This window comes from Rothia amarae (genome assembly GCF_042677725.1).
Classification (GTDB): domain Bacteria; phylum Actinomycetota; class Actinomycetes; order Actinomycetales; family Micrococcaceae; genus Rothia; species Rothia amarae.
On record NZ_JBHUCN010000008.1, the window covers coordinates 41,497 to 54,704 of the forward strand.

The following is a 13,208-nucleotide window of genomic DNA, read 5'->3' on the forward strand; positions in this document are numbered from 1 at the left end:
TTTCGCATTTATACCCCGCTTTTCAAGAAGTTTTGCCGCTAGAAAGAGCACGCCATGTCTGATTTCACTCTTGAACCTCTCTTTGATTACCCCCAGCGCCAGCAGGTACTCGATCTGGCGCGAGAGCACGCCGAAGACGTCGATCACGATAAGTATTCACCTTTTGATACGTTGCGGACACTCGGTTCCCAGGGATTGTTGACCCTGGGCAGGGAAGGCTCACTACTGCCCCAGGTCGCAGTGGGATTTGATCTTGCCACACAATGCGCATCTACAGCTTTCTCGCTCTGGGCGCACCGCTCAACCATCGCGTTCTTTGATGCACTTGATTTGCCGCTACCGGACGGTCTAGCAACCGGAGAAACCACCGGCACTACCGCCATGGCGGCGGCGTTCAAGGACTCCTCGGGAGTCGGTGAAATTCAGGTACACGCCACCCACGTAGAGGGCGGCTTGCAACTCAACGGAGTTATCTCTTGGGCATCCAACCTCTACCCCGGCGGCGTGGTGGTTCTCCCGGTCATAGTGGACGACGCCGCAGCAGGCGAACCCACCAAATACATTGTGCAGACCCATGTAGACGCCGACGGTTTCAACGTGAAATACCAAAAAGGTCTTCTAGCTCTGGATGCCACCGAATCCGGTTTTATCAAGATCGAAAACCTCTTCGTGCCTGAAGCCGACATCATGACCCGCGACGTCCCCGGTTTTCTCCAGAAAATTCTCGCCCCTTTCCTGTTGGTGCAATCCTCTTTCTGCCTCGGGCTCGGCGCTGCCGCACTGAACTCTGCAGCTGATCACCTCGACGTCGCCCAGGGTATATTCCGTGATGAATTCGCCACCATCCGCGCCGAATACGAACGTCTACGCACCGAAATCACCGAGCTCGCTGAACATCCCCAGCAGGTTGAACGACGCCGCGTGTTGCAGCTTCGACTTGACGCTGCGCATCTTGCCACCGCCGCCACCCGTATCGAACTGGCGACCGTCGGCGGCAAAGCCTACAAAACCAACAGTCCCTCAGCACGCAGACTGCGCGAATCACAGTTCTTGCCGGTGCAGTCGCCTACTGAGGGCCATCTCCGATATGAACTCAGCCATGCCCAGTAACAGCCACAGCAGCAACTCATGAACACTCCCGCACTCACCATCGCTAACGCCTTCAAAACGTACCCCGGTGCCAGTGAGCCAACTCTCCACGACGTCTCGCTAGACCTCAATCCCGGTGAAGCATTCGTCATCCTCGGACACACAGGGTCTGGAAAATCCACCCTTTTACGTGCTGTCGCAGGACTTGAAGAACTAGATTCAGGAAGCGTGCACGTAGCGCCTGGAACTCGCCATGCGGTCGTCTTTCAACAGGCTGCGCTGTTCCCCTGGCTCACCGTACGGGAGAATATCGCGCTCGGTGCTCAGTACAAGAAGAACGCGCGACGAGTCGATGCTCCCACCGTTAATCGGCTGATCGAACGGTTGGGTCTGCAGGGGTTAGAAGATCGCAAGGTCAATGAAATTTCAGGGGGTCAGGCACAACGGGTTTCGATTGGTCGGGCTCTGGCGATTCAACCGTCGCTCTTGCTCTTAGATGAGCCTTTCTCCGCTCTCGACCCCGCTACCCGTAGCGAACTACAGGGGTGGTTACGCAGTCTAATTGAAGAACTCAACCTCACCGTACTGATGGTTTCCCACGATATTTCCGAAGCGCTCACGGTAGGCGATCGAATCGGTTTCTTCCGCGCCCAGCAAGGCTTTACGCGATTTTGGTCCCCCGCTCATGAGCAGGTTACCCACGAGGAAATCCTCGAATACTACCGGAATGATGGGGATAGCGACCGCGCTACGTTTAGTGGTTCACTACGCGATGAGTCAGCGAAAGATCTGCCCGATAAACCTGCCCACTCCCCAACTTTTTAGGAACAGACGTGTCCCACCAGAAGAGTAGACGTATCTCTCGACGCACAGCGCTGTGGGCTACCGGCGGCACCGTGGCAGCCGGAGGCTCCCTGGCGAGCGCGGCAGCATTAGGACGAGCGTCGGGTAAGGAAGCAGCGGGTGTCGAAGTGGGTGGAGCGCTCAAAATCGGTTACCTTCCCATTACCGATTCCGCTCCTCTCCTGCTGGCTCACAAGCAAGGTCTTTACACCCAACACGGAATCTCGGTGGCGAAACCGGTCATGTTCCGTTCCTGGTCGTCGCTGACCGAAGCGTTTATTTCGGGTACGGTGGACGTCATTCATCTGCTCATGCCCATGGCGGTTTACCTGAAGTACGATGTGGGTGCTGACGCTCAAATCGTCGCATGGAATCACGTCAACGGGTCCGCTTTCACGGTTGCGCCCTCGATCGTGGAGACCGCTCAACTGGCGGGTAAAACCGTAGCTATTCCCGGCTGGTTTTCGATTCATAACATTTTGGTGCAGAAGATTCTGCGCGAGGCTGGGCTCACCCCGGTGATCCGTAAAACTGCCGACGCCGATCGGGGCGAGGTGGCCCTCGTCGTCATGGCTCCCTCTGACATGATTCCCGCCCTTGCCAACGGCACCATCGCCGGATTCACCGTAGCTGACCCGTTCAACGCAGCGGCAGTGGCATCGAAGGTAGGTAGGATTCACCGCTTCATGGGCGACGTCTGGCGCGACCACGCCTGCTGCGTTACACTCATGCGTGGCTCGCTCATCGAACAACAAGGCGAGATTGCCCAACACTTTACTAACGCTCTCGTCGAAGCACAGATTTTTGCCCGCGAGCATCGAAAAGAAGCGGCAAAAATTCTCTCAGATAACTTTTTGCCGCAAAAACCTAAGGCTATCGAACGTGCCATGACCGACCATCTTTCAGAGCACCGCGACGCCGTCAAGAATCCGTCCTGGGGCGGGCAACTCTTGCAGTTCCAGCCTTACCCGTACGCAAGTTTCACCGAAGATTTGGTGGTTCATATGCGCGAGACGCTCATGGATGCTCCTACTGACTTCTTGAACAAACTCGACCCTGTCAGCGTGCACCGGGATCTAGTGAATGAAGAATTAGTGACCCAGGCGATTGCATCGGTGGGCGGATTCGGAGTTTTTGGGCAATCAGGAACTACCCGGCAAGAACAGATCGACGGCGAAACAACTTCAGGAGTTACCCCATGAGCCTACTCACCTCTGAGCAGCCAGAAGAAGCGGTTTCAGCTACCCCGCATCAGGTAAAAAATCGGCGAACCTCTACCGTTCCAGGGTGGGTGTGGGGCGCCGCAGGAATTATTTTTGCGGTAGCTCTTTGGTGGGTTTTTACCCATTCAGCTCGGGGAAACACCATGCTCACCGCTTTCGCTCCAGAAAATATTCCCTCAGCTTTTGCGGCGTTGATAGGGCGCGGGGTGCTGCTCTCTGATATTGGGGTAAGCCTCTGGCGACTACTTGCCGGGCTTGCAATCGCCGTACTAGTCGGCATTCCGCTGGGGTTACTCATCGGTTTTTCTCAAACCGCTAACCAGTTTTCAGCCCCGCTGGTCCAGTTTCTGCGCATGGTGTCACCCCTCTCCTGGGCGCCCATTGCAGTGGCACTCTTTGGCGTAGGTTCATCACCGGTTATTTTTCTCGTGGCAATGGCTGCAATCTGGCCTATCACGCTGAACACGGTCTCTGGCGTGCGTGCACTCGACCAGCAACATCTCCAAGTAGCCCAAACTCTCGGGGCAACCCCGTCAGAGGTGCTCCGCACCGTCGTCGTTCCCAGTATTAAGCCTTACGTGCTCGCGGGGATTCGGTTGGCGTTGGGAATTGCCTGGGTCATTATTGTTCCCGCAGAGATGCTCGGTGTTTCTTCAGGGCTGGGCTATGAAATTCTCAACGCACGCGACCGCTTAGCCTATGACGAGATGCTCGCCGTCATCCTGGTAATCGGTGCGCTCGGTATGGTGCTAGATTGGGCCGCGCAAAAAGTGCTGCGGTAGTAAAGAGATTTGATACAAAGTCTGTGAGCAGTAAGGAAATCTATGAATCGTTTAGCGCTAATCACCGGAGTCGGACGCCGCAATTCCATTGCCTACGCCGTCGCCCAGCAACTCGCATCCGAAGGCTGGGACCTATTGCTGAACTACTGGCACCCCTACGACGACCGGCTGGAGTTACCCCGCAGCAACGCTGACCTCGACGAACTTGTCACATTTGCTCGCCAACAAAGTGTAAACGTTGAGCTGCTCCCAGTCAACCTCGAAGACCCTTCCACACCGCAGAAGCTTATTGACCACGCAGAAAAACTCCACCGTGAGCAAGGATTTGGAGAACTCACTGGGCTTGTTCTTTCCCACTGCGAGAGTGTAGACAGCGACGTCCTCAACACCACAGTGGAGAGCTGGGACCGACATTATGCGGTAAATGTGCGTGCTAATTGGCTTCTTATCAAAGCTTTCGCAGAGTCAGCAGATACAAACCCGCAGAATCTCAAACGCGTAGTGGCTCTAACCAGCGATCACACCGCACATAACCTGCCCTACGGCTCGTCTAAGGGAGCTCTCGATCGCCTGGTGATTGCCAGCGGAATCGAGCTGGGTGCACGAGGTTTCCGCTGCAACCTCATCAATCCTGGCCCCATCAATACAGGGTGGATGGACGAAGCAACAGAACAATATCTCGCCGCCCAGACCCCCGCAGGGCATCTGGGTAAACCCCAAGACACCGCAGATTTAGTCAGTTTCTTGTTCTCCGACGCCGGCAGCTGGATCAACGGCCAACTCCTCCACTCCAACGGCGGTTTCGGGGCAAAATAACGGGGTGCGACGTCCCCACCCCGAGTTTGTATCAAACTCGGGAGGTACTACGAAGTCCGCATAGAATCGACGTCGCTCTCCGGCTGCGAATCCTCACCCTGGGGGTCTGTCGCGTTCTCTTCGGCTTCTGCCTCTTCGATGACGGTACGCAGATCATCCTGTTTCAAGTCCCCTGCGGGGAAGTGCTTGTTACGGTAACCGGAGCGGCCCATCATATGCGCAGAAATAGGAATAGTCAGTAGCTGCAGCAGGAGCGAGACCACCAACACCGGCAGATACGCCCAACTGCGAGTATCAATCAGCACAGCCAGCAAGAGAAGCATCAGACCAAAAACCTGAGGCTTGGTGCCGGCGTGGAGGCGGGAAAGAATATCGGGAAACCGAATCAGACCGATGGCGGCGCCCAAGGACATCAGGCACCCGAGAACCAAGCAAACTGCCTCTAGAACATTGAGAAAAGCATCCATCATTTACCTTCCTTAATCTTCTTGCGTTTGCGAGCTTTCGCCACACGTTTAGCTTCAGCCAAGCGCTGGGCAGCCTGCGGGTCATTGCGGTTAACTTCCTGAATACGGGAAGGTTCCAGGCGTTTCTCGCGGGAGGGCGCATTGTTAGCGTAGAGGGCAACGGTCACTGAGCCAATAAAACCCACCATCGAAATCAGCAGAATCAGCGTGATGAGTTCGTAGGAATCCTTAGCCACCATATTCACGCACAGAACCGCCACGATAATCGAGACGAGAACGTCGCTGGCAAGCACCCGGTCTAGAAGCGTGGGACCGCGCCAAATGCGGTACACGGTCCCGCAAGCCGCTACGGTCAAAATCAGACCGCAGATCCAAATCACGGTAGTACTCATGCGCGGTGACTTCCTTTCGCCGTCTTGCTACGAGATTCATCCGCTGTAATCATGGCGAATTCTTCTTTGCTCCCTACCGCTTTGAGAATCATCGCTTCAATCCGATGGGCTTCAACACGAAATTCTTCCGCGGCGTCTTGACCCGAAGCATTCAGTACGTGGAAGTAAAGAATCGAGTTGCCGCGGTCAACATCAACGACGAGAGAGCCCGGAATCAGCGACATAGCATGCGAAATCGCGGTAATCCACAGGTCGGATTCGGTGCGAAGTTTCACCGCAACAACTGAGTTACGCAGAGGTGCTTTGTAGGTCAACGCGAACCAGAAAACTTCCATACTGGCTCGGGCAACCTGGTAAGTGAAGTACCCCAAAAACACCAGGGCATACCAGATGTTAAACCTGTTGGAGAGGTACAGCGTGGGTAGGCGGAAGACCAAGAGCACTAGAAGCGCTAGAATCGCGCCGAACGCTACGCTAGGTAGCCCGAAATCTCGCCAGGCGGCACACCATACGAAAGTGAGCCACAGAAAAGAGGGGATTCCGTGGAGGAATCGGGTCAACAGTGAATGATTGGAGTGAGTCATTATTCGGTCACCACTTCGCCGTCGTTACTTGCGTCCTCATTATCTACGGCGTTTTGCTGGTCCAGGAATTCACCGAGGTAGTCCTCACGGGTAGGCGTTTGAGGTCCTAGAACCGATTCGATATAGCGGTCAGGATGCATGAGGTTATCTGATGCATGTTCAGCGAGCTGGAATAGCGGCGCAGCGAAGAAAGTAATTGAAGTACCCACTGCTACTAAGCCCACGGTTGAAGCAACCATCGAAACGGGGATTGGCTTGTGGTCGTGACGATCCAATTGGTTCTTTCCCTTTGCGGTGGCATCGTGCTCAGCTCGCAAAATAACCTTGGTGGGTTTTTCTGCTTTGGTCGCTGAGCGCCAAAATACTTTGTTCCAAACGCGGGTGAGGGCAAGCAGAGTCAGAAGCGAGACCAAGACGCCCACCCCAGACATGGCATAGGCCATTCCGGTATTAGCTTCAACAGATGCCTGGAGCAAGCCGACTTTTCCAATGAATCCTGAGAACGGCGGAATACCGCCCAGGTTAATTGCTGGGATGAAGTAGAGAACCGCTAGCCAGGGGGCTACCTTGAGCATGCCGCCGAGGCGTTCAACGTTCGCTGATCCGCCGCGTCGTTCGATGAGCGCGACCACCAGGAACAGTCCGGTCTGAATCACGATGTGGTGGGCAATGTAGAACACGACGGTAGTCATGCCTAGCTGGTTATTCAACGCGATGCCCCAGATCATATAGCCGATATGGCTAATCAGAATGAAAGAGAGCATACGTTTGATGTCGCCCTGAGCCAATGCGCCCAAAATTCCTACGATAAGGGTCAAGATAGCAACCACGCTGAGCAACCCGTCTAGTGCCCCCCCGGGGAAGAGAAGAGTTTCTGTTCGTATAATCGCGTACACACCCACCTTCGTCAGCAAGCCAGCAAAGACCGCAGTAACAGGAGCCGGCGCCGTGGGGTAAGAGTCCGGAAGCCATAGCGAAAGCGGGAAGACAGCCGCCTTGATACCAAACGCAATCAAGAGCATCAGATGGAGTTGAAGCTGAGTACCCAGAGGTAAAGTCTGCAGTTTCAGCGAAAGATCTGCCATATTGACAGTCCCCACCGAGGCATAAATGAAGCCGATAGCAGTCAAGAACAGAATCGAGGAAACCACCGACACCACAATGTAAGTGGTACCCGAGCGGATGCGCGGTGTATTCGCGTTCATCGTAATGAGCACGTAACTTGCCATCAGCAGAATTTCAAATCCCACGTACAGGTTGAAAAGATCACCTGCCAAGAAGGCATTGGAGACGCCCGCTAAAAGAAGCAGATAGGTTGGGTAAAACACCGAAATCGGCACTTCGTCATCATCATCCGCAATGTCCTGACCCGAAGCAAAGATTAACACGGCAAGCGAAATAATAGAGCTCACCACCAGCAACAGTGAGGAGAGCTGGTCGACCACCATGGTGATACCAAAAGGCGCTGGCCAGTTAGCCAGCAACACTGCCTGTGGTTCGCCGTCCCACGTCGAAATCACCAAAGTGGCTTCCAAGGACAGAACAGTCACCAGGGCAACGAGCGAGACCAAGCGTTGTAAACGTACGCGGTGCGAGAGCGTAAAGGTAAACGCTGCCGCAAGAAAAAGAATTGCCACGCACAGGGGCGCTAAAGCTACTGTATTCATGCGTGTTCCTTCTGCCCTGCTATATCAGAACTATCTTTAGCGATGTGCGCCGTAGTTTTCTGCGATTCGCGACCGGAGGATTTTCTTTTCTCCTCTTTGATTTTGAATTCCCTTTCGCGGGTCTGCTCATCACCATCAAATTCTGAGCTGTCAGTCGATGCCGGAGTGTCTTCTTCCGGGTCGTACGAAGGTTTCGTTGCCACCTTGCGGTCTTCGGCGTCGTCCTTAATTTCATCGCCACGGGAGAGGACCCATGCGCGGTAGATGAGACCAAGCATTAAGGCGGTCACAGCAAAGGAAATCACAATCGAGGTGAGAACCAGTGCTTGCGGTAGGGGGTCTGAGTAGTCTCCGGCTGCTATATCTTTATTGAAGATAGGAGCCAGACCGGCAGGACCACCGGCATGGAAAATGAGCAGGTTGGTGGCGTTAGTCAGCAACATAAGGCCAAGCATCACGCGGGTCATGGTGCGGTCAAGCACCAAGTACACGCCAACGCCGTACATGACACCCATGACAAGAATGAGGCTAAGATCAATTGCCATTACCGGTTGCCTCCTTCTTCAGTGACTAGAACTTGCGTGGATTGCTGACCGGTAGCTGCCTTTCTATCTGCGATCTGTCGTTTTTTCTCCGCCACCGCATTGTTGCGCCGCCGTGCTTCTTGTTTGCGGTTTTCAGCAATTTTCACATCGATCTTTTCGCCGAAGGAGCGGATGACGTCGAGCGCTAGCCCAATAACCAGCAGGTACACACCGATATCAAAGATAGTTGCCGTAACGAACTTGACGTCGCCAAACACCGGCATAGACCATTGGAGCGTGTAGCTGGTAAATACGGGATCGCCAAAGAGTAGAGGTGTGGCAGCGTAGAGCGCGGCAACGGCAAGACCCGTTCCCAGGAACACGCCGGGAGGAATCGGGGATGCCGCACGAAGCTCACGCCCACCGCCTGCCAAATACCGCACGGCAAAGGCGAGACCGACCAGCAGACCGCCAGCAAAACCGCCACCAGGCAGGTTGTGACCGGCCACCAGCAGGTAGAGCGAGACCATAATCAGCGTATGGAAGAGCAGGCGTGTCATGACTTCTAACAGAATTGAACGACGCTCGGGCGGCAGGGTTCGACCAGCAACGATGAAAGGATCGCGGTGCACGCTAGAGAAACGGCCGGCAACCTTCTGTTCAGCGGTCAAATTCGTGCGTGCAGCGTAGCGCTTCTCAAAGATTTGAAGCACCTGAGTATCCAGGTTCTTAGAGGCGCCGCGGTCACGGCGCCCTTCAATGAAAAGTAGGGATGCCACACCGGTTGCGGCAAGAGCCAGTACTGAAATTTCGCCGAAGGTATCCCAGCCACGAGTGTCCACGAGAATGACGTTGACGATGTTTGTGCCGTCGCCTATTTCGTACGCCATCTTGGGTAGTTCTAGTGAGATGGGCTGCAGACTCCGCGAGGAGAAGGTAAACATGGCAAGCGCCATCGTCAAAATGCCGAAACCAATAGCGATGACGATTCGGATACTCTGGTGGGTTTGTTCGCGCTTGCCCGTCAGCTTCTGCTTACGGATGTTTCGAGGTAGTACTCGTAGAGCCAACACAAAGGCGACGAGCGAGAGGGTTTCTACTAGGAACTGAGTAATAGCAAGGTCGGGGGCGGCACGCACAGCGAAGAGTGCTGCCATGCCGTAGCCTGTTACCGAGACCATCAAGATCGCCAAGAAACGTTTGCGTGCCCAGAGCACTACCAGTGCTGCGGTAATCATCACCAGCGCGATAGCCCATTCAGCGGGGTTCACGTTCACGCGAATATTAGCAAGCGGAGGGGTTTCTGCCAGGAAGAGCACAATAGTCGGCACGGTCACCGCGGTGCTCAGAATAATGCCCAGGTAGAAGCCGAGTGAACCACGCTGAGTTTGACCGGTGACCCATACTGCTAGGCGATCCAAGGCGTCAACAATATTGCGGTAGACGGTGGACGCCGCTGGCCAGGTGGGAATACGGTTTTGGAACGTTTCTATGGGGTTGCGAGCAAGAAAAAGCACCATACCCACCGTCATGATGCCGAGACTGGTGAGGAATGCGGGGTTCACTCCGTGCCAGAGGGCTAGGTGAAGATCGTATTCGCCTATTTTCTTCAGGTGGCTAGAAATCCAGTGGTGTACCGGCTCGGGATATAGCCCGAATGCGATGGTCAGTAAGGTCAAAACCACCGGCGATGCAATGAAGGTGAAGTTCACACGGTGGAAGAGAGTATCGGGGCTTTTTTCGAGGTGAGCAAGTTTTGCAGGGTTGCGGTCATAATAAGTCTGGCAGAACTTGATCTCATCAATATTCTCCATAAAGCTTGCAGGTTTTGTAGCGAAAGCGCCCCACACAAAACGCGCAGAATAGGCGAAGGTAAGCATGGAGCCCACCACGATAGCGCCCACAGTCACGAGGTCGAGCAATAGCACGCTACCGTTTTCTGCATGCATGAGTCGTTCAAGGTAGGTTTCCAGTACTGCTTCTTTGGCCACGAAACCAGCCAGCGGAGGGATACCTGCCATGGACGCCGCAGAGATAAGACCGACGGCAAACAGTACAGGGGCTCTGCGAAAGATACCCGAGAGTTTGTGGATATTTCGTGTGCCCGACTGATGGTCAATAATTCCTACGGTGAGGAAGAGCGCTGCTTTGAAGAGTGAATGCGCCAGCATCATAGCCATAGCTGCGTAGAGCGCATTAGGTGTTCCCGCTGAGACAATCAGTGCGAGAAAACCGAGCTGGCTCACGGTGCCGTAAGCAAGAATGAGTTTGAGGTCTGTTTGCTTGAGAGCAACCCAACCGCCAAAGACCATCGTGAAAGCGCCGAAAATAACCAGCGTGTTTTCCCAAATGGCAACCATGCCGTAACCGGGTGAGAGGCGAATCAGCAGGTAAATACCCGCTTTCACCATTGCCGCTGCGTGCAGGTAAGCAGAGACGGGCGTAGGTGCCGCCATCGCCCCGGGGAGCCAGAAATGTAGCGGGAACAACGCCGATTTACTCAGCGCACCGCACAGAATCAGAAAGAGAGCGGCGGAGAGCTGCACGCCCGTCAAAATTCCGTGCCCGGCTTCGATATCGGCAACAAGAACGGGTCCGCGAGCTACCAATTCTGCCAAGCTATAGGTGCCGGCGCTCTGACCCAACATGATAATTCCGACGAACATGGCGAGGCCACCGGCTGTTGTGACCGTCAAGGCCTGCAAGGCAGATCGACGAGCGGACAACCTGTTATGGGCGTGGCCAATGAGCAGATAGGAAAGGATGGTGGTGATTTCCCAGAAGATGAACATGACTATAAAGTCATCGGCCGTGATTAACCCGAACATAGCCGCACAGAAGCTGAACAGGTGAGCGGCGAAACCGCCAACGCTCTCCGAGGAGTGACTGAAATACGAGGTGCAATAAAAAAGTACGAGCGAGCCAACGCCCAGTACAAGCAAGCTCATCACCCAAGACAGCACGTCCATACGAAAAGTCAGCTCTAGATTGAGAGCGGGAATCCACTCGAATCTTTCAACCCAGGGCTCACCATTCATAATCTGGGACGTTTTGGTGAGCACATAGATGAGAGCACCGGCAGGAAGTAATGCCAGTGCGTAGAAAGTCTTATGACCCAAGCCTCGATAGATAAGCGGCGTGCACAGCCACACCACGAAAAAAGCTAGAAGAATTGTTACCACAGAGATAGCCTTTGGAATCGTGGGCAGAACCTCCCCTAATTGTAAGCCATCTGACCATTTCGGGGGAAGGGAAAGATAGTGTAAATCACCCCCAATTTCGCTTATTATAGGTTGATACACATGGTGCAATAGGTAATACATTCAGCGGCTGAAAATACACTGACTTCTTTCCTGCCACTTTTCCACCTCGCTAGATACTCTACGGTTAGCTACATCCCTGCACTTTTTATTCAGGCGCGTAGAATAATCAACGATTCTCACACCCCTGATTTTTGGAGCATTTCTATGAGCTCAGAACATTCCGAGCGCCATTCTGCCTTTGCCTGGCGGCTACACGGCGACGGCAAAACGGTAGCACCGGGTGCCGTCGTCGCACCTTATGAACGCCTCACCTGGGGGCGAACCATCGGCATTGGTGCTCAGCATGTAGTGGCAATGTTTGGAGCGACCTTTCTCGTTCCTCTCCTGACCGGCTTCCCGCCGTCCACCACCCTTTTCTTCTCGGGTATTGGCACTATCCTTTTCTTGCTACTCACAGCCGGCCGTGTACCGTCTTACCTCGGTTCGTCCTTTGCGTTTATTGCGCCACTAGCAGCGGCCTCTAACCAGTACGGCCCCGCCGGTTCGCTCGGTGGCATCGTGATGGCGGGTATCGCGCTCTTCCTCGTGGGGCTCATCGTGCAAATAGCCGGAACCGGATGGCTCACCAAACTCATGCCACCGCTGGTCACCGGCGCCATTGTGGCGCTGATTGGTTTCAACCTTGCTCCCAGCGCCAAAGCGAACTTTATGAAAGCTCCTATCACAGCGCTCGTCACTCTGGTCTCGATTATCCTGATTTCGGTTCTCTTCAAAGGAATCTTCGGCAGACTCTCGATCCTACTGGGCGTAGTAATCGGATACATCACCGCCGTCATCCGTGGCGAAGTAGACTTCACCGCTATCCACGAAGCCTGGGAAAACCAAGGGCTCTTTGGACTACCGCATTTCCAGACTCCCGAATTTCACTGGAATCTAGCGGGCCTGTTCATTCCCGTCATTCTTGTTCTAGTGGCAGAAAATATCGGACACGTAAAATCCGTAGCGCTAATGACCGGTGACAACCTCGACAAATACTCCGGACGCGCGCTCATGGCAGACGGTCTAGCAACCACTATTGCGGGCGCAGGCGGCGGTTCAGGTACTACCACTTATGCAGAAAATATTGGCGTTATGGCAGCCACCAAGGTGTACTCCACCGCTGCTTACTGGGTAGCCGCAATCTTCGCCATCTTGCTTTCCATCCTGCCCGTCTTCGGCGCCGCAGTAGCATCAGTACCCGCCGGCGTACTCGGTGGCGCCGCCACAGTTCTCTACGGCATGATCGGCATGCTGGGTGTACGCATCTGGGTAGAGAACAAAGTGGATTTCTCCAATCAGGTGAACCTCACCGCCGCCTCCGTGGCCCTCATCGTGGGCATCGCCGACTACACCTGGGATATTGGTAACCTGCAATTTGCCGGTATCGCGCTAGGAACTGCCGCCACCCTGGTTACATATCACCTCATGGCTTTCATTGCCCGACGCCGCAACTCGGCGCCAGAACCGCTGGAGCCACGAGTCGATTCACTCGGTAAATAACCTTTCACGTTAAAAGCAA

General features: G+C 54.5%; 12 protein-coding genes. 6 read left to right on the forward strand and 6 right to left on the reverse strand.

Translation table 11 applies throughout. From position 1 onward, the window contains the following. Positions 1-54: 54 nt before the first annotated feature. The 5 genes from ACFR81_RS03740 to ACFR81_RS03760 are packed head-to-tail and all read left to right on the forward strand — an operon-like array spanning position 55 to position 4,753. On the forward strand, positions 55-1,110 hold the full coding sequence (locus ACFR81_RS03740) for an acyl-CoA dehydrogenase (RefSeq protein ID WP_343874410.1): 1,056 nt from the start codon (positions 55-57) through the stop codon (positions 1,108-1,110). A gap of 18 nt (positions 1,111-1,128) precedes the next feature. Beyond that, the gene (locus tag ACFR81_RS03745) at positions 1,129-1,914 is read left to right on the forward strand and encodes an ABC transporter ATP-binding protein (protein ID WP_343874412.1); all 786 of its coding nucleotides are present in this window, start codon (positions 1,129-1,131) and stop codon (positions 1,912-1,914) included. An 8-nt stretch (positions 1,915-1,922) separates the two neighbouring features. After that, positions 1,923-3,134, forward strand: a complete 1,212-nt coding sequence (locus tag ACFR81_RS03750; protein WP_343874414.1) for an ABC transporter substrate-binding protein — start codon at positions 1,923-1,925, stop codon at positions 3,132-3,134. Beyond that, positions 3,131-3,937 (forward strand): ABC transporter permease, encoded by an 807-nt coding sequence (locus tag ACFR81_RS03755; RefSeq protein WP_343874416.1) that lies wholly within the window; start codon positions 3,131-3,133, stop codon positions 3,935-3,937. The genes ACFR81_RS03750 and ACFR81_RS03755 overlap by 4 nt, the downstream gene beginning before the upstream one ends. A 42-nt stretch (positions 3,938-3,979) precedes the next feature. Further along, complete coding sequence (locus ACFR81_RS03760; RefSeq protein WP_343874418.1) at positions 3,980-4,753, forward strand: SDR family oxidoreductase; 774 nt, start codon at positions 3,980-3,982, stop codon at positions 4,751-4,753. 47 nt (positions 4,754-4,800) lie between these two features. On the opposite strand, the gene mnhG is transcribed toward ACFR81_RS03760, so the two are convergent. The 6 genes from mnhG to ACFR81_RS03790 are packed head-to-tail and all read right to left on the reverse strand — an operon-like array spanning position 4,801 to position 11,569. After that, complete coding sequence (mnhG, locus tag ACFR81_RS03765; RefSeq protein ID WP_343874419.1) at positions 4,801-5,223, reverse strand: monovalent cation/H(+) antiporter subunit G; 423 nt, start codon at positions 5,221-5,223, stop codon at positions 4,801-4,803. Then, positions 5,220-5,612 (reverse strand): MrpF/PhaF family protein, encoded by a 393-nt coding sequence (locus tag ACFR81_RS03770; RefSeq protein WP_068172406.1) that lies wholly within the window; start codon positions 5,610-5,612, stop codon positions 5,220-5,222. The genes mnhG and ACFR81_RS03770 overlap by 4 nt, the downstream gene beginning before the upstream one ends. Next, complete coding sequence (locus ACFR81_RS03775; RefSeq protein ID WP_068172409.1) at positions 5,609-6,196, reverse strand: Na+/H+ antiporter subunit E; 588 nt, start codon at positions 6,194-6,196, stop codon at positions 5,609-5,611. Before ACFR81_RS03775 ends, ACFR81_RS03770 begins: the two co-directional genes overlap by 4 nt. Next, the gene (locus ACFR81_RS03780) at positions 6,196-7,863 is read right to left on the reverse strand and encodes a Na+/H+ antiporter subunit D (protein ID WP_343874423.1); all 1,668 of its coding nucleotides are present in this window, start codon (positions 7,861-7,863) and stop codon (positions 6,196-6,198) included. The genes ACFR81_RS03775 and ACFR81_RS03780 overlap by 1 nt, the downstream gene beginning before the upstream one ends. Next, on the reverse strand, positions 7,860-8,408 hold the full coding sequence (locus tag ACFR81_RS03785; RefSeq protein ID WP_343874425.1) for a Na(+)/H(+) antiporter subunit C: 549 nt from the start codon (positions 8,406-8,408) through the stop codon (positions 7,860-7,862). Before ACFR81_RS03785 ends, ACFR81_RS03780 begins: the two co-directional genes overlap by 4 nt. Further along, entirely contained in the window at positions 8,408-11,569 is a 3,162-nt protein-coding gene (locus ACFR81_RS03790) for a Na+/H+ antiporter subunit A (protein WP_343874427.1), read from the reverse strand. The genes ACFR81_RS03785 and ACFR81_RS03790 overlap by 1 nt, the downstream gene beginning before the upstream one ends. A 285-nt stretch (positions 11,570-11,854) precedes the next feature. Between ACFR81_RS03790 and ACFR81_RS03795 the strand changes: the two genes are divergently transcribed. Next, entirely contained in the window at positions 11,855-13,189 is a 1,335-nt protein-coding gene (locus ACFR81_RS03795; protein ID WP_151146313.1) for a uracil-xanthine permease family protein, read from the forward strand. Positions 13,190-13,208 lie beyond the last annotated feature (19 nt).

What these genes read in the sequence shown, in the direction of transcription:
- ACFR81_RS03795 (WP_151146313.1), top strand. Translation starts at nt 11,855, where the DNA reads ATGAGCTCAGAACATTCCGAGCGCCATTCTGCCTTTGCCTGGCGGCTA.
- ACFR81_RS03740 (WP_343874410.1), top strand. Translation starts at nt 55, where the DNA reads ATGTCTGATTTCACTCTTGAACCTCTCTTTGATTACCCCCAGCGCCAG.
- ACFR81_RS03775 (WP_068172409.1), bottom strand. Translation starts at nt 6,196, where the DNA reads ATGACTCACTCCAATCATTCACTGTTGACCCGATTCCTCCACGGAATC.
- ACFR81_RS03785 (WP_343874425.1), bottom strand. Translation starts at nt 8,408, where the DNA reads ATGGCAATTGATCTTAGCCTCATTCTTGTCATGGGTGTCATGTACGGC.
- mnhG (WP_343874419.1), bottom strand. Translation starts at nt 5,223, where the DNA reads ATGATGGATGCTTTTCTCAATGTTCTAGAGGCAGTTTGCTTGGTTCTC.
- ACFR81_RS03770 (WP_068172406.1), bottom strand. Translation starts at nt 5,612, where the DNA reads ATGAGTACTACCGTGATTTGGATCTGCGGTCTGATTTTGACCGTAGCG.
- ACFR81_RS03745 (WP_343874412.1), top strand. Translation starts at nt 1,129, where the DNA reads ATGAACACTCCCGCACTCACCATCGCTAACGCCTTCAAAACGTACCCC.
- ACFR81_RS03780 (WP_343874423.1), bottom strand. Translation starts at nt 7,863, where the DNA reads ATGAATACAGTAGCTTTAGCGCCCCTGTGCGTGGCAATTCTTTTTCTT.
- ACFR81_RS03760 (WP_343874418.1), top strand. Translation starts at nt 3,980, where the DNA reads ATGAATCGTTTAGCGCTAATCACCGGAGTCGGACGCCGCAATTCCATT.
- ACFR81_RS03755 (WP_343874416.1), top strand. Translation starts at nt 3,131, where the DNA reads ATGAGCCTACTCACCTCTGAGCAGCCAGAAGAAGCGGTTTCAGCTACC.